This window comes from Streptomyces tropicalis, assembly GCF_029269835.1.
Taxonomy (GTDB): Bacteria; Actinomycetota; Actinomycetes; order Streptomycetales; family Streptomycetaceae; genus Streptomyces; species Streptomyces tropicalis.
On record NZ_JARJBB010000005.1, the window covers coordinates 487,816 to 503,087 of the forward strand.

Annotated in this window: 12 protein-coding genes, 1 rRNA gene, 1 pseudogene and 1 riboswitch; of the genes and pseudogenes, 2 read left to right on the forward strand and 12 right to left on the reverse strand. The window is 71.4% G+C overall.

All coding sequences use genetic code 11. The annotated features are described in order from the left end of the window. Nucleotides 1-13 precede the first annotated feature (13 nt). Nucleotides 14-433: a TOBE domain-containing protein gene (locus P3H78_RS13725; protein ID WP_276109211.1), complete on the forward strand. Its 420-nt coding sequence runs from the start codon at nt 14-16 to the stop codon at nt 431-433. 96 nt (nt 434-529) lie between these two features. Here the strand turns inward: P3H78_RS13725 and gcvP are convergent, their stop codons facing one another. After that, complete coding sequence (gene gcvP, locus P3H78_RS13730) at nt 530-3,415, reverse strand: aminomethyl-transferring glycine dehydrogenase (RefSeq protein ID WP_276109212.1); 2,886 nt, start codon at nt 3,413-3,415, stop codon at nt 530-532. A gap of 175 nt (nt 3,416-3,590) precedes the next feature. Continuing rightward, nucleotides 3,591-3,684: riboswitch (glycine riboswitch) on the reverse strand. Nucleotides 3,685-3,796: 112 nt separating this feature from the next. Here gcvP and P3H78_RS13735 point away from each other — a divergent pair. Then, the gene (locus P3H78_RS13735; RefSeq protein ID WP_276109213.1) at nt 3,797-4,174 is read left to right on the forward strand and encodes a PRC-barrel domain-containing protein; all 378 of its coding nucleotides are present in this window, start codon (nt 3,797-3,799) and stop codon (nt 4,172-4,174) included. A 164-nt stretch (nt 4,175-4,338) separates the two neighbouring features. Here the strand turns inward: P3H78_RS13735 and P3H78_RS13740 are convergent. From P3H78_RS13740 to rrf, 11 genes and pseudogenes are all read right to left on the reverse strand, one after another. Then, nucleotides 4,339-5,811 (reverse strand): annotated as a pseudogene (locus P3H78_RS13740) (DNA polymerase IV); the annotation flags it as partial. Nucleotides 5,812-5,881: 70 nt separating this feature from the next. Continuing rightward, entirely contained in the window at nt 5,882-6,565 is a 684-nt protein-coding gene (locus P3H78_RS13745) for a MerR family transcriptional regulator (RefSeq protein WP_276109215.1), read from the reverse strand. A gap of 276 nt (nt 6,566-6,841) precedes the next feature. Beyond that, nucleotides 6,842-7,315, reverse strand: a complete 474-nt coding sequence (locus tag P3H78_RS13750; RefSeq protein WP_037684412.1) for a bifunctional nuclease family protein — start codon at nt 7,313-7,315, stop codon at nt 6,842-6,844. Between the two features lie 105 nt (nt 7,316-7,420). Beyond that, complete coding sequence (gene ftsR, locus P3H78_RS13755) at nt 7,421-8,158, reverse strand: transcriptional regulator FtsR (RefSeq protein ID WP_276109216.1); 738 nt, start codon at nt 8,156-8,158, stop codon at nt 7,421-7,423. A 41-nt stretch (nt 8,159-8,199) separates the two neighbouring features. After that, nucleotides 8,200-9,084, reverse strand: a complete 885-nt coding sequence (locus P3H78_RS13760; protein ID WP_276109239.1) for an FHA domain-containing protein — start codon at nt 9,082-9,084, stop codon at nt 8,200-8,202. A 130-nt stretch (nt 9,085-9,214) separates the two neighbouring features. Then, nucleotides 9,215-10,108 (reverse strand): DUF881 domain-containing protein, encoded by an 894-nt coding sequence (locus P3H78_RS13765; protein WP_276109240.1) that lies wholly within the window; start codon nt 10,106-10,108, stop codon nt 9,215-9,217. Between the two features lie 338 nt (nt 10,109-10,446). After that, complete coding sequence (locus P3H78_RS13770) at nt 10,447-10,779, reverse strand: small basic family protein (protein WP_003988855.1); 333 nt, start codon at nt 10,777-10,779, stop codon at nt 10,447-10,449. Next, nucleotides 10,776-11,612, reverse strand: coding sequence for a DUF881 domain-containing protein (locus tag P3H78_RS13775; protein WP_276109217.1), 837 nt, complete (start codon nt 11,610-11,612; stop codon nt 10,776-10,778). The genes P3H78_RS13770 and P3H78_RS13775 overlap by 4 nt, the downstream gene beginning before the upstream one ends. A 205-nt stretch (nt 11,613-11,817) precedes the next feature. Further along, entirely contained in the window at nt 11,818-14,313 is a 2,496-nt protein-coding gene (locus P3H78_RS13780) for a mannose-1-phosphate guanyltransferase (protein WP_276109218.1), read from the reverse strand. Between the two features lie 115 nt (nt 14,314-14,428). Then, a complete protein-coding gene (gene clsA, locus P3H78_RS13785; RefSeq protein ID WP_276109219.1) occupies nt 14,429-15,037 on the reverse strand; it encodes a cardiolipin synthase ClsA in 609 nt (202 codons plus the stop codon). A gap of 109 nt (nt 15,038-15,146) precedes the next feature. Continuing rightward, nucleotides 15,147-15,263 (reverse strand): 5S ribosomal RNA (gene rrf / locus P3H78_RS13790). Between the last annotated feature and the right edge of the window lie 9 nt (nt 15,264-15,272).

Consider the following 15,272-nt stretch of genomic DNA (forward strand, 5'->3'; position numbering starts at 1 on the left):
GCGAGGCGCGCCCATGACCCTGTCCATCCGCAACCAGCTCTCCGGCACCGTCACCGGCATCACCCCCGGCGAGGCCATGGCCACCGTCAGGATCCGCCTGTACGGCGGGCAGGACCTCACCGCGGCCGTCACCCGGGAGGCCGTCGACGATCTGGGCCTGGCCGCGGGCTCCGCCGTGCGGGCCCTGGTGAAGTCGACGGAGGTGGCGCTGTCCACCGGGCCGGTCGAGGGCCTGTCGATCCGCAACCGGCTGCCCGGCACCGTCACGGGCGTCACCGCCGGGGAGGCCATGGCGTCGGTGAAGGTCGGGGTGGACGGCGGCGAGGTGACCGCGGCGATCACCCGGGACGCCGTCGCGGACCTCGGCCTGGAGACGGGATCGCCGGTCGTCGCCCTCATCAAGTCGACCGAGGTGTCCCTCGCCACGGCCTGACCCCGGCCCCGGCGGCCCGCACGCACGAGGGCTCCGCCCCGGCCGTCGACAGCCGGGGCGGAGCCAGGAGCGTGAGGTGCTCGGTCCGTGGGGTGGTCAGTCCTCGTACGCGTCCAGCGGCGGGCACGAGCAGACCAGGTTCCGGTCGCCGTAGGCCTGGTCGATGCGGCGCACCGGCGGCCAGTACTTGTCGGCGACCGAGACACCGGCCGGGAAGACGGCCGCCTCGCGGCTGTAGGCGTGCTCCCAGTCCCCGGCGAGCGCGTTCGCCGTGTGCGGGGCACCGCGCAGCGGGTTGTCGTCCGCGGGCCACTCACCGGCGCCGACCTTCTCGATCTCGGCACGGATCTCGATCATCGCCTCGCAGAACCGGTCCAGCTCGGCCAGGTCCTCGGACTCGGTCGGCTCGATCATCAGCGTGCCGGCCACCGGGAAGGACATCGTCGGCGCGTGGAAGCCGTAGTCGATCAGGCGCTTGGCGACGTCGTCGACGCTGACACCGGTCGACTTGGTCAGCGGGCGCAGGTCGATGATGCACTCGTGCGCGACGAGACCACCGGGGCCGGTGTAGAGCACCGGGTAGTGCGGCTCGAGGCGCTTGGCGACGTAGTTGGCGGACAGCACGGCCACCTGCGTGGCGCGCTTGAGGCCCTCGCCGCCCATGAGGCGCACGTACGCCCAGGAGATGGGGAGGATGCCGGCCGAGCCCCACGGCGCGGCCGAGATGGGGCCGACGCCGGTGTCGGGACCGGCCGCGGGCTGCAGCGGGTGGTTCGGCAGGTACGGCGCCAGGTGCGCGCGCACGCCCACCGGGCCGACGCCCGGGCCGCCGCCGCCGTGCGGGATGCAGAAGGTCTTGTGCAGGTTCAGGTGCGAGACGTCGCCGCCGAACCGGCCGGGCTTGGCCAGTCCGACCAGGGCGTTGAGGTTGGCGCCGTCCACGTAGACCTGGCCGCCGGCGTCGTGCACGGCCGCGCAGATGTCCGCGACGTGCTCCTCGAAGACGCCGTGGGTGGAGGGGTAGGTGATCATCAGCACGGCGAGCTCGTCGCGGTACTGCTCGATTTTGGCGCGCAGGTCCTCGACGTCGATCTCGCCGTCGTCGGCGGTCCTGACCACGACGACCTTCATGCCCGCCATCACGGCGCTGGCGGCGTTGGTGCCGTGCGCGGAGGACGGGATCAGGCAGACGGTGCGCTGGTCGTCGCCGTTGGCGCGGTGGTAGCCGCGGACCGCGAGGAGACCGGCCAGCTCGCCCTGCGAGCCCGCGTTCGGCTGGAGGGAGACCTTGTCGTAGCCGGTGACCTCGGCGAGGCGCTCCTCCAGCTCGCGGATGAGGGTCAGGTAGCCCTCCGCCTGCTCGGCGGGCGCGAAGGGGTGCAGCTGACCGAACTCGGGCCAGGTGACCGGCTCCATCTCCGTGGTCGCGTTGAGCTTCATGGTGCAGGAGCCCAGCGGGATCATGCCGCGGTCGAGCGCGTAGTCGCGGTCGGCGAGCTTGCGCAGGTAGCGCAGCATCGCGGTCTCGGAGCGGTACTGGTGGAAGACCGGGTGCGCGAGGTAGTCGTCGGTGCGCACCAGCGACTCCGGCAGGCTGTCCCCGGCGGCCGCGTCCAGCGCGTCGATGTCGCCGGCGACGCCGAACGCGGACCACACGGTGCGCAGCTGGGCCCGCGTGGTGGTCTCGTCGCAGGCGAGGGAGACGTGGTCGGCGTCGGCCTGGTGGAGGTTGATCCCGTCGCGGCGGGCGGCGGCCACGACGTCCGCGGCCCGACCGGGGACGCGCACGGTCAGCGTGTCGAAGTACGAGCCGTGCACCACCTCGGCACCGCCGGCCGTGAGCCCCGCGGCGAGCACGGAGGCGTAGCGGTGGGTGCGGCGCGCGATGGCCCGCAGGCCCTCGGGGCCGTGGTAGACGGCGTACATCCCGGCCATGACGGCGAGCAGCACCTGGGCGGTGCAGATGTTGCTGGTGGCCTTCTCGCGGCGGATGTGCTGCTCGCGGGTCTGCAGCGCCAGGCGGTAGGCCTTGTTGCCGTCGGCGTCGACGGAGACGCCGACCAGGCGGCCGGGCAGGCTGCGGGCGAACTTCTCGTGCACTGCCATGTAGCCGGCGTGCGGACCGCCGAAGCCCATCGGCACGCCGAAGCGCTGGGTGGTGCCGACGGCGATGTCCGCGCCGAGCTCTCCGGGCGAGGTGAGCAGGGTCAGGGCCAGCAGGTCCGCCGCGACCGTCACCAGCGCGCCCAGCTCGTGCGCCTGGTCGATGACCGGCTTGAGGTCGCGCACGGCACCGGAGGCCCCGGGGTACTGCAGGAGGACACCGTTGATCTCGCGCTCGGCGATCCCGGCCGGGATGCCCTCGGAGAGGTCGGCCACGACGACCTCGACGCCGGTCGGTTCGGCGCGGGTCCGGATCACCGCGACGGTCTGCGGCAGCGCGTCGGCGTCGATCAGGAAGAGGCCCTTCTTGTTCCGGCCCATGCGCCGGGACAGGGCCATGGCCTCGGCGGCGGCCGTGCCCTCGTCCAGCAGCGAGGCGCCGGAGGTGGGCAGGCCGGTCAGCTCGGCGACCACCGTCTGGAAGTTGAGCAGCGCCTCCAGGCGGCCCTGGGAGATCTCCGGCTGGTAGGGCGTGTACGCCGTGTACCAGGCCGGGTTCTCCATGACGTTGCGCAGGATGACCGGAGGCGTGAAGGTGCCGTAGTACCCGAGGCCGATCATGGAGCCGAGGACCTGGTTGCGGTCGGCGAGCGTGCGCAGCTCGGCCAGCACCTCGGCCTCGGTGCGCGCACCGGGCAGGTCGAGCGCGTCGGCGTTCTTGATCACGTCCGGGACCGCGGCGGCGGTGAGGTCGTCGAGCGAGCCGTAGCCGACCTGCGCCAGCATCTTGGCCCTGGCCTCGTGGTCGGGGCCGATGTGGCGCTGCTCGAAGGGCGTTCCCTGCTCGAGCTCGGAGAGCGGAATGCGATGGGCGGTCATGGCGGAGGCCTCCTGGTCTGACGCGACCTTCGAGGGCACCACGGCGCGGGTGCCCGAACGGCCTCCCCCTCTGTCATCTCGACCTGAGAGCTTCACCGGGCCGCCCGAGGGCTCCCGGCTTTCACCGTCGGTGAGAACGGAAGCCGTCGACATCCGCTCTGCTTTCCAGAGTGACCTCGTCCGCGCGGTACGTGTGCCTGAGAGATTCCGGGGAGGATTTGCTCCTTCGGCGCCTCCGGTGAACCGGAGGACTCTCCCGCGCGGGGTCAGCAGCCGCTGCCAGCGTACCAGCGGGCCGAAAGCCAGGTTTTCGAGTGGCCGCCACGCACATTGTGCTCTTTTGTAGAGCTTACGGATGAGTTGCGACCACGTGGAGGGCCCGTGCAGACCGAAATCGATCCGCGCAACCTGATCGGCCGCAAGGCGTTCGACCGCAACGGCACCAAGATCGGCACGGTGGACGAGGTCTACCTCGACGACGCGACCGGGGTGCCGGAGTGGGCGGCGATACGCACCGGCCTGTTCTCCCGGGACGCCTTCGTGCCCCTGGAACCCAGCGAGCTGGTCGAGGGCGCGCTGCGCGTCCCCTTCGACCGGACGCTCATCAAGGACGCCCCCGACTTCGGGGTCGGCCGCCATCTCTCACCGGAGCAGGAGCTGCAGCTCTACCACCACTACGGACTCGACGTGTCCATGGGCCCGCACGTCCCGGACCGCGACTTCGGCAAGCTGGCGGGCTCGGGCTCGGAAGACTCCTGACCCGGGGCCCCGGCCCCGCGTGCACTGCCCGAACCCACCGCACCGTCCGCACCTGCCGGCGCCCGGCGCGCACCGGCCGCGCCCGCGGAAGCCCGGTACTCCCCCGGCGCGCCCGGGTCTCCCGGAACCGCGCCGGACACGTCCGCGTCCGCATGCTCCCGCACGGGTCCCGCAGCCCCCGCAACCCCCCCGTCGCCGGACCGGGGACCGCCCGGCCACCCCGTCGGTGCGGTCCCGGCCGGGCCCGCGTCGGCCGGGCCGGTCGGCGACGGGCCGGCGCCGGGCGACCCGACGGGCCCGCCCGGTCTTCGGGTCACCAGCGGCAGCGGATCCGCCGGCTCCAGCCCCGGGTCGTCGACCCGGAACGTCCGGACGCGCCCCGGTGCGGAGTCGGGGGTCTCGAACCGGACGGTGACCCGGCCGAGCCCGCTGCCCTGGACCCATCCGTGCCCGTACCGCTCGTGCCGCACGTCGTTGCCCGACCGCCAGTGGCGCTCGGTCGGAGCGGGCCGCACCTCGGCGGGCGCGTCCGCGGGCTCCTCCGCCGGAAGTTCGACCGGTGCGCCCGCCGCCTGCGCGAACAGGTCCTCCTGCGTGTAGTCGGCGAGGCCGGAGACGCCGACGCCGAGGAGCCGCACCCCGCCCGTGGTGTCCACGGCGTCCAGCAGCCGGGCCGCCGCCTCCCGCACCACCGCCGGATCGTCCGTCGGCCCGCGCAGCGTCTCCGAACGGGTCAGTGTCGAGAAGTCGTAGCGCCGGACCTTCAGCACGATGGTCCGGCCGGACAGCCCCGCCCCGCGCAGCCGCCGCACGCACCGGTCGGCCAGCCGCTGCACCTCCAGGCCCACCCGGAGCCGGTCGTGGATGTCCACGTCGTAGGTGTCCTCCACCGACACCGACTTGGCCCCGCGCTCGGCGACCACCGGGCGCTCGTCGTGTGCCAGCGCCATGGCGTACAGCGCATGCCCGTGCGCCTTGCCCACCAGCCGCACCAGCTCGTCCTCGCCGGCCTCGGCCAGCTCCTCGACGGTGTGGATCCCGGCCCGGCGCAGATGGTCACCGGTGGCCGGTCCGACCCCGGGCAGGGTCCGTACCGACAGGGGACCGAGGAGGGCCCGCTCACTGCCCGGTTGGATGAGCACGAGCCCGTCGGGCTTGGCCTGCTCCGAAGCGATCTTGGCCAGCATCTTGGACGCGGCCAGCCCCACGGACCCGGTCAGCCCGGTGACGGCACGGATGTCGGCGCGCAGCCGCACCCCGACCCGGCGGGCCGACTCCGCGTCCCAGGCCCTCTCCCCCGCCTCCAGGTCCACGAAGGCCTCGTCCAGGCTCAGCGGCTCCACCAGCGGCGACAGCGCCCGCAGCAGCGCCATCACCTGCTCGCTGATCGACCGGTAGAAGCCGAAGCGCGGCACCAGGTACGCGGCGTTCGGCGCCAGCCGACGCGCCTGGCCCATCGGCATGGCCGAGTGCACCCCGAAGACCCGCGCCTCGTACGACGCGGTGGCGACCACCCCGCGCGGACCCAGACCGCCGACGACGACCGCCTTCCCGCGCAGGCTCGGCTTGGACGCCTGCTCCGCCGAGGCGTAGAAGGCATCCATGTCGAGGTGCAGGATGGTGGGCGCGGTTCTCACATCTCCGATGCTGCACCACACCACTGACAACGCGGCGGCAGGCCCGCTCGCACGGGGCGCGAAACCGCCGTCAGACGGCCCGGTTGCGCCGCCTGGCCAGCTCGTCGCCCGGGTTGTGCCCGAGGAGGGTCTCGCCGGTGTCGACCCGCTCTCCGTGCAGCTGCGACAGCGCGCTCTCGACGTCCCGCCACACCACGCCGACGGCGATCCCGAAGATCCCCTGGCCGCCCTGGAGCAGGTCGTGCACCTCGTCCGGGGAGGTGCACTCGTAGACCGTGGCGCCGTCGCTCATCAGCGTCATGCGCTCCAGGTCGCTGAATCCGCGCTCGCGCAGGTGATGCACGGCGGTGCGGATGTTCTGCAGGGAGACGCCGGTGTCGAGGAACCGCTTGACGATCTTCAGTACGACCACGTCGCGGAAGCTGTACAGCCGCTGCGTGCCGGAGCCGTGGGCGGGCCTCACGCTGGGCTCCACCAGGCCGGTGCGGGCCCAGTAGTCCAGTTGGCGGTACGTGATGCCGGCGGCGGCGCAGGCCGTGGGCCCGCGGTAGCCGATCTGCTCGGACGCCATGGACGTCGACCCTCCGCTGTCCGGCACGGCCGTCGGCCGCTGCGGAGCGTGGTCGGCCGCGCCGCCGTGATGGGGATACCCCCCGCTCGAGGCGAGCCGAGAGCTCGGTGGAGGGTACGGACCGCCGCCCCCGACACTGCGTCCGGGGGCACCCCCAGCCGTACCGTCGCCGCTGCTTCTCACGCCGACCTCCGTCCTTGACCTGCCTCCTCGACGGTAGGCAGTCACCAGGGGTGCGTCAACGATCGCCACACTCGGCACGCCGAGTGATAATCACCCTAAGAGTGGTTTCCCGTGTCCCACCGCGGGGAAAGGCTAGCCGAATGTGTCCGCGAAGAGCCGCAGGACGCCCACACTCGCCGGTGGCATGTGCGCACGACGTGACAACGCCGCGGATGGTGCACGCCCCCGCGGAGGCATCCCCGGCCCGGGGCCACCGTCAGGGGCGCCGGCGGCCGGTCACTGGCTGCTGGTGCCGAAGTCCTCGGGCGAGATCTGGTCGAGGAACTCGCGGAACTTCTCGACCTCGTCCTCCTGCTCGTCCGGGATCGCGATGCCCGCGTCGTCGAGCACCGTGTCACTGCCGAAGATCGGCGTCCCGGTGCGCAGGGCCAGCGCTATGGCGTCCGAAGGGCGCGCGCTCACCTCGACTCCGCTGGCGAAGACCAGCTCGGCGTAGAAGACGCCCTCACGCAGGTCCGTGATGCGCACCTCGGTGAGCTCCTGGCCGACGGCCTCCAGCACATCCTTGAAGAGGTCGTGGGTCAGCGGCCGCGCGGGGGCCATGCCCTGCTGCGCGAAGGCGATCGCCGTCGCCTCCCCCGGCCCGATCCAGATGGGGAGGTAGCGGTCGCCTCCCACTTCGCGCAGGAGCACGATCGGTTGGTTGGAGGGCATTTCGACCCGGACACCTACGACATCGAGCTCGTTCACACAGCAACCCTAGGCCGTGCCCGGGAGGTTTGGGTAGTCGGGCCGGAATCGGGAGGCCGATCCGGCCGCCCCCGGTCCGGGCCGCGGGGCACGCTCAGCCGCTGCTCAGGGCAGGCGGACACCGAGCGCGGTCTGCACCAGGGCCGCGTGCAGCTTCACCGTGAGCACCGCCAGCTCCCGGGCCCGGTCCTCGGCGTGCGCCCGGGTCTGCGGGTTGCGGTGGCGCCTGAGCGGGGCCACCACCTGGTCGACGAGTCCTGCCTCGCGGTCCGCGGCGGCCTTCATCACCCGGAGGTGCCGCGGCTCGATCCCGAAGCGTCCCAGCTCGGTGACGAGCGAGGCGACGGTGACCGCCTCGGCGTCGTAGGACCCGCCGTCCAGTGGAGTGATCAGGCCGTACGACTCCCACTCCCGCAGGTCGCCGTCGGTGATCCCGGAGGCGGCGAGGAGCTCCTCCCGTCCGACCCGGACCGCCACGGGCACCCCCGGCGGTGCCGGCGGGGGCTCGCCGTCCCGCTGCCGGGCGAGGACGGGCAGGGCCACGGCCTCACCGCGCGCCATGGCGTCCAGATGCTCGCGGATCACCTTCAGCGGCAGGTAGTGGTCCCGCTGCATGCGCAGGACCCGGGCCAGGCGCTCCAGGTCCTCCGGGCTGAACTTGCGGTAGCCGGAGGGTGTGCGCCGCGGCTCGATGAGCCCCTCCGCCTCCAGGAAACGGATCTTGGAGATGGTGACTTCGGGGAACTCGTCACGCAGCGCGCCCAGCACCGCGCCGATGCTCATCAGCCCACTGTCCGCGGCGGCGGCGCCGTGACCGGCACCGCCGCTCGGTGTTTGACGCATGGACCTTCCCTGGGGTCCCCCCGGACCGAGTCCGGGACGGGTCAGATGGCCTGCCGGCTCGAGTGGAAGACCAGCCGGTACTTGCCGATCTGCACCTCGTCGCCGTTGGACAGGGCGACCTGGTCGATACGCTCACGGTTGACGTAGGTGCCGTTGAGGCTGCCGACGTCGGCGACCGTGAAGGAGCCGTCCGGGCTGCGCCGGAACTCCACGTGGCGGCGCGAGACCGTCACGTCGTCCAGGAAGATGTCGCTCTGCGGGTGGCGCCCGGCCGTGGTCAGCTCGCCGTCCAGGAGGAAGCGGCTGCCCGAGTTCGGACCGCGGCGCACCACCAGGAGCGCGGAGCCGAGCGGCAGCGCGTCGACGGCCGCCTGGGCCTCGGGCGACAGCATCGGCGTCTGACCGGTGGCCTCCGCGTCGTAGGCCTCCAGGCCGGAGATGGAGATCGTGGACGTGGTCTCCGAAGGGCGCTCCGGAGTGGCACCGGGCCTCAGCGGCGCGCCGCAGTTCGAGCAGAAGCGGCTGTTCTCAGGATTGCGGTTACCGCACCTCGTACACACCAGGGCCGACATGGACGGATCCTCCTGCCGAGGCTGCCCCGCGGGGGCATGGGACGCGTACGGGTCGGCGGCAAACCCTCCACCCGTACCTGAGGTTGACGGTTGCCCGAAACCTATGCCGCTCGACTGGGCAGGGTCAACAGACGGCGCGCCCTGACCACCGGAAAGGTCACCGCCCTGACCGGCGACCTGATCCCGGAACAGAGGGCGCTGGCCCTCCGCATCGGGCTGTGCGCGATGACGAGCGGTCGCGTTGTCGCCGCCCTCTCGCGCGCTCTTGCCGAACAACTTCGCAAACAACTTCACGGGCGATTCCCCTTGACCGAAACAGACCCGCCCGTGGGGCAGGACGAACCCTGATTGCATACACCGGCCGACCCGGACATCTTCACAACGTCCGTATCCGCCAAACAGTTTCCACCACGCGGCACCCAATCGGTGCGCCGACCCCCCGCAACCTCATGCCCCTGCCGGGCGGACGCCATGCACCCCCGGTTCACTGGGAGGACGACCGAGCGTAGTCAGGCCGCTTCGCCGCTCGCAAGGCGTCCACGACGATCTTGTCCGACCGCTCCACGGTCACCGTGGCCTGCTCCTTCTCCAGGGTCTGCACCACGCCTCCAGGAATGTTGAGCGCCGGTTCGAGGTCCTGCGGCTTGCCGATGACCTTGAAACGATACGGGGCGTTGATCTTGTTCCCGTCGACGTCCACGCTCTTCCCGGAATCCGAGACGAACGTGTTCGCGACCACGCGCACCCCGTTCACCTGGATCGCCTCGGCCCCGGCGGCACGCAGCTCCTGTATCGCGTCGAGCAGCATGTCGGACTGGACCGTCCCCTTCGGGTCCCCGACGGAGATCGTGATGCCGGGCCCCTGCGCAGCCACCGTGCCCGCGAGGATGCCCAGTTGCTTCTCCTTCTCGGCCGTCTGCCTGCGGGCCTCCGCGGCCTGGTTCGAGCTGTTCTCCAGCTCCTGGCGCTGCTTCTCGAGACCCTGCTTCTCGTCCTCAAGACGCTGGGTCCGGCCGTCCAGTTCATCGAGGATGCGCACGAGATCCTCCTGGCGGGCGCCGCGCAGCGCGCTGTCGCTGTCCGAGTTGGAGGCGACCTGGACGGCCAGCCCGAAGCCGAGGCCGAACAGCAACAGCGCGACGATGAGTTGCGCCCGGGTGATCCGCGGCGGCCAGATGCCCTGGCCGAGCCGCTGGCGGCCGGTCAGTTCGGGCTCGGCGGGGCCGTCCTGCCGAGCGTCCCGCGGCCCGGCGGAACCGGCGCCCTCGGCGGTGCCGCCGACCGGGGCCCGCTCGGCGCCGGCCGACGGGCCGGGCCACACGGGCGACGAGGCCGGCCCGGAGCTGCCGGACGGCGCGGGCGTCCCGGGCTGCACCATCGGCCCGGTCGTCCGCGCGGACGGACCGGAGGGCGTGCCGGGACCGGAAGGGACGGGGCGCCCGAACGGGGTGGTGGGTCCGGACGGCCCGGCGGGACGCGACGGCCCGGCAGGCCGGGCGCCGGTCTCCGGCCGGGTGGCGCCCGGTGGGGGCGCGCCGGCTCCGGAAGCCTTGGATCCGCTCTCCCCGGGCGGCTCCGCCGCACCCGGGGTCTTGCCGGCGGCCCGCGGCGGCACCTCGTCGGGCAGTTCCCTGCGCAGCCTGTTCTCGCGCTGCTCCTCGGCCGGTCCCGCCGGGGACGGCTGCTGCGACTGTTCGTCCTGGTTGCTCATCGGCCTCACGCCCGGAACACGTGCCGCCGGATCGCCGCGGCGTTGGAGAAGATACGGATGCCGAGGACGACCACGACCCCGGTGGACAGCTGGGCGCCGACGCCCAGCTTGTCGCCGAGGAACACGATCAGCGCGGCCACGACGACGTTCGACAGGAAGGACACGACGAAGACCTTGTCGTCGAAGATGCCGTCCAGCATGGCCCGCAGACCGCCGAAGACCGCGTCCAGCGCCGCCACCACGGCGATCGGCAGATACGGCTCGACGACCGCGGGAACCTCCGGCCGGACCAGCAGTCCGGCCACGACGCCCACGACGAGGCCCAGTACGGCGATCACGATGTGCCCTTCTCAGTGCTCGGCTGTGCAGTACGTACGATCACACTCGGTGCGGCGGGCAGCCGGACGTCGCTCTCCGCGGAGATGCTGGTCCGGATGCCGTAGTTCTCCTGCAGGGCGTGCAGATACAGCCCGTCCGGGCTGTTCTGGAAGCTGTTGCTCAAGCGCTCGCCGTCCCCCACCGCGAGCACCGTGTACGGCGGTACCAGCGGCCTGTTGTCCACCAGTATGGCGTCACCCGCGGCCCGGATCGCGGACAGGGCGGTCAGCCGCTGCCCGTTGATCGAGACGGCCTCGGCCCCGGACTGCCACAGCCCGTTCACCACGCGCTGCATGTCCCGGTCGCGCACCCGGCCGGTGTCGGAGAAGTCCGCCGTCTCGCGCGGGTCGCCGTTGCCGCCGCTGGTGGCCTCCTTGGCGTCGTTGACGACGAGCCGGACGCCCGGGCCGTGCACCGCGGTGGCCCCCGACAGAATGCTCACCAGGTCGGCACGTTCGTTGCCGCCGCTCTTGCGCAGGGCCTGGCGCTGCCGCGCGGCCACGTCGTCCCGCAGGGCGTCGACACTCCCCTCCAGCTTGTCCGCCGCCGCGGTCTCGCTGTCGATGCGGTCGATCAGCTCCTGGCGCTCCTTGGCCACGACCGGGGCCGCCACACGTGTCTGCGCCGCTCCCACGGTGACGACGAGTGCCGCCAGCACCAGACCGGCCGCCAGCCCCAGGCGCGCCTTGAGCGTCCGCGGCATGCCACCCTCGCCCGCGGCCTGCTTCCGGGCAGCGGCCTCGGCGTATCCGTCGTCGAGGCTGTGGTCCATGACGTTGGTGATCAACGACATGGAGGCATCCGGACGGGAGGGCCGCGCGGGGATGCTCCGAATGGGGGATTGCTGCGGCATGCCGCACATCGTCGCACGTGGTGGCCGCGTACTCCGAACGGCCCCACCGGCGTGCCGGACAGGCCCCCTTGGGGACACTTGTCCGGCACGCGCGCGTGGTGTCCGTTTTACCGCCCGAGGGCGGTGGAACGCCCGACGCGGCGGCTCAGCGGCCCGCGCTGTCCACGACCGCCGACCACTCCTCCAGCAGGCTCTTCGCGGAGGCGTCGTCCGGGCCCTCGGCCCACAGGTGCGTCACCGCCTCGGCCGGGTCCGGCAGGACCATGACCCAGCGGCCGTCGGTCTCGACCACCCGCACGCCGTCCGTGGTGTCGACATGGCGGTCTCCGGCCGCCTCCACGACCCGGCGCATCACCAGGCCCTTCACCGCCCACGGGGTGGCCAGGTCCCGCTTGAGGACGTGCGCCCGCGGGATCCGCGCGTCGATCTGGCTCAGCGTGAGCTGGGTGCGCGCCACCAGACCGATCAGCCGGACGAACGCGGCGGTGCCGTCGTAGACGCTGCTGAACTCGGGGACGATGAATCCGCCCTTGCCGTCGCCGCCGAAGATCGTCCCCTCCTCGCCGCCGACCCTGGTCAGGTCGTCGGGCGAGGTGGTCGTCCACTCGACCTGCGTGCCGTGGTAGGCGGCCACCTGCTCCGCGATGCGGGTGGTGGTCACCGGCAGCGCGACCCGGCCGCTGCGCCGCTCGGCCGCGACGAGGTCGAGCATGACCAGCAGGGCCCGGTCGTCCTCGATGATGCGGCCCTTCTCGTCCACGAGGGAGAGCCGCTCGCCCACCGGGTCGAAGCGGACGCCGAACGCGGCGCCCGAGGAGCCCACGATCTCCCCGAGACGCACCAGGCCCGCCCGGCGCATGTCCCCGGTCTCCGTCGGCCGCGACTCGTCGAGACCGGGATTGATGGTCAGCGAGTCCACGCCGAGCTTGCCCAGCAGGCTGGGCAGCACCAGTCCGGCACTGCCGTTCGAGGCGTCCACCACGACCTTGAGTCCGGATTCGGCGATCCCGGTGGTGTCGACGTTCCGCAGCAGCGATCCGGTGTACGAGTCGAAGACGCTGGACGGGAAGTACAGGTCGCCGATCTCGCCGGGGAAGGCCCGCCGGTACTCCTGGCGGGCGAACACCCGGTCCAACTTGCGCTGGCTGCCCTGGGACAGGTCGGCGCCCTGACCGTCGAAGAACATGATGTCGACGGAGTCCGGCACGCCCGGCGACGTCCGGATCATGATGCCGCCGGCGCTGCCGCGCGCGGTCTGCTGACGCGCCACCGGCAGCGGCACGTTCTCCAGGTCCCGTACGTCGATGGCACTGGCCTGCAGGGCCGAGATGACCGCCCGCTTGAGCGCCCGGGCGCCACGCGAGTGGTCGCGTGCCGTGGTGACGGTGGAACCCTTCTTGAGCGTGGTCGCGTAGGCGCCGGCGAGGCGCACGGCCAGCTCCGGGGTGATCTCCACGTTCAGGATGCCGGAGACACCGCGCGCCCCGAAGAGGTGCGCCTGGCCCCGCGACTCCCAGATGACGGACGTGTTGACGAAGGCGCCGGCCTCGATCGTCTTGAACGGGTACACCCGGACGTTGCCCTGGACGATCGATTCTTCACCGATCAGGCACTCGTCGCCGATGACCGCGCCGTCCTCGATCCGCGCCGCGCGCATGATGTCGGTGTTCTTTCCGACGACGCAGCCGCGCAGGTTGCTGTGCTGTCCGATGTACACGTTGTCGTGGACGACCGCCCTGTGCAGGAAGGCGCCGCTCTTCACGACGACGTTGGATCCGACGACGGTGTGCTCGCGGATCTCCGCGTCGGCCTCGACCTTGGCGTAGTCGCCGATGTAGAGCGGACCGCGGAGGACGGCGTCGGGGTGCACCTCGGCGCCCTCGGCGACCCAGACGCCCGGGGAGATCTCGAAGCCGTCGATCTCGACGTCGACCTTGCCCTCGAGCACGTCGGCCTGGGCCTTCACGTAGCTCTCGTGGGTGCCGACGTCCTCCCAGTAGCCCTCGGCGACATAGCCGTAGATCGGCTTGCCTTCCTTCATCAGCTGCGGGAAGACGTCACCGGACCAGTCGACGGGGACATCGGGGTCCACGTAGTCGAAGACCTCGGGCTCCATCACGTAGATGCCGGTGTTGACGGTGTCGGAGAAGACCTGGCCCCAGGTCGGCTTCTCGAGGAAGCGCTCGACCTTGCCCTCCTCGTCGACGATGGTGATGCCGAATTCCAGGGGGTTGGGTACGCGGGTGAGACACACGGTCACCATCGCGCCCTTTTCCTTGTGGAACCGGATCAGGTCGGTGAGGTCGAAGTCGGTCAGCGCGTCGCCGGAGATGACGAGGAAGGCGTCGTCCTTCAACGCCTCTTCGGCGTTCTTGACGCTTCCGGCGGTGCCGAGGGGCTTCTCCTCATTGGCATAGGTGAGCTCCATGCCGAGCTCTTCACCGTCACCGAAGTAGTTCTTGACCATGGAGGCCAGGAACTGGACGGTCACGACTGTCTCGTTCAGCCCGTGCCTTTTGAGCAGCCGGAGAACGTGCTCCATGATCGGCCGGTTGGCCACCGGCAGGAGCGGTTTCGGCATGCTCGAGGTCATGGGGCGAAGGCGTGTGCCTTCGCCTCCGGCCATCACGACGGCCTTCATGTCGGAAGCGTCCTCCTCCAAGAGACGACGGTCTAGCCGACTTCACCCGTCAAGATTGTCCCGCACTTTCGCGCAGCGGGCCATCGAGCCATCGCAGCCGCCCCCATTGGCGAGCTCAGCCGGCCATGGCGTCCGCACGGACCAGGCGGCGGACTTGTACCACGTAGAGCACTCCTGCCCACCAATAGAGGGTTGTACCCCACACCGCGAACGCCCATCCGAAAACCGCGGCCACTGACGCGATCCATCCGCTTCCGTCGCTGAGCAGGAGGAGGGGGAATGCGTACATCAGGTTGAACGTCGCGGCCTTCCCCAGGAAGTTGACCTGGGGAGGCGGATAGCCGTGCCGTCTGAGGACGGCCACGGCGACCAAGAGCATCAGTTCCCGGGCCAGGAGGAGCGCGGTGAGCCAGACGGGCAGGATCTCGCGCCAGGTGAGCCCCAGGAGCGTGGAGAGGACGTAGAGCCGGTCGGCCGCCGGGTCGAGCAGCCGGCCGAGGCTGCTGATCTGGTTCCAGCGGCGGGCGAGCTTGCCGTCCAGGTAGTCGCTGACGCCGCTCAGCGCCAGGACCAGCAGGGCCCAGCCGTCGCTCTTGGGGCCGCCGAACTCCGGCCGGAGGATCAACCACAGGAACAGCGGCACTCCGAGGAGCCGCGCCATGCTGAGGATGTTCGGGATGGTGAGGACCCGGTCCGTCTGGACCCGGGTCTCCTGGACCTCCACCCGGGAGCCTCCTGGGATAAACGTGCCTACGATGCTCCCCGACCCTACCTCAACGCAAAAAAGCTCTGGCTCCTGGGCGGTGTGCCCAAGAGCCAGAGCTCTAAAAGGAGTTCGGCGGCGTCCTACTCTCCCACAGGGTCCCCCCTGCAGTACCATCGGCGCTGTAAGGCTTAGCTTCCGGGTTCGAAATGTAACCGGGCGTTTCCCTCACGCTATGACCACCGAAACACTTTGA

What these genes read in the sequence shown, in the direction of transcription:
- P3H78_RS13765 (WP_276109240.1), bottom strand. Translation starts at nt 10,108, where the DNA reads ATGGTGCAGCCCGGGACGCCCGCGCCGTCCGGCAGCTCCGGGCCGGCC.
- P3H78_RS13780 (WP_276109218.1), bottom strand. Translation starts at nt 14,313, where the DNA reads ATGAAGGCCGTCGTGATGGCCGGAGGCGAAGGCACACGCCTTCGCCCC.
- gcvP (WP_276109212.1), bottom strand. Translation starts at nt 3,415, where the DNA reads ATGACCGCCCATCGCATTCCGCTCTCCGAGCTCGAGCAGGGAACGCCC.
- P3H78_RS13775 (WP_276109217.1), bottom strand. Translation starts at nt 11,612, where the DNA reads ATGTCGTTGATCACCAACGTCATGGACCACAGCCTCGACGACGGATAC.
- P3H78_RS13760 (WP_276109239.1), bottom strand. Translation starts at nt 9,084, where the DNA reads ATGCAATCAGGGTTCGTCCTGCCCCACGGGCGGGTCTGTTTCGGTCAA.
- ftsR (WP_276109216.1), bottom strand. Translation starts at nt 8,158, where the DNA reads ATGCGTCAAACACCGAGCGGCGGTGCCGGTCACGGCGCCGCCGCCGCG.
- P3H78_RS13725 (WP_276109211.1), top strand. Translation starts at nt 14, where the DNA reads ATGACCCTGTCCATCCGCAACCAGCTCTCCGGCACCGTCACCGGCATC.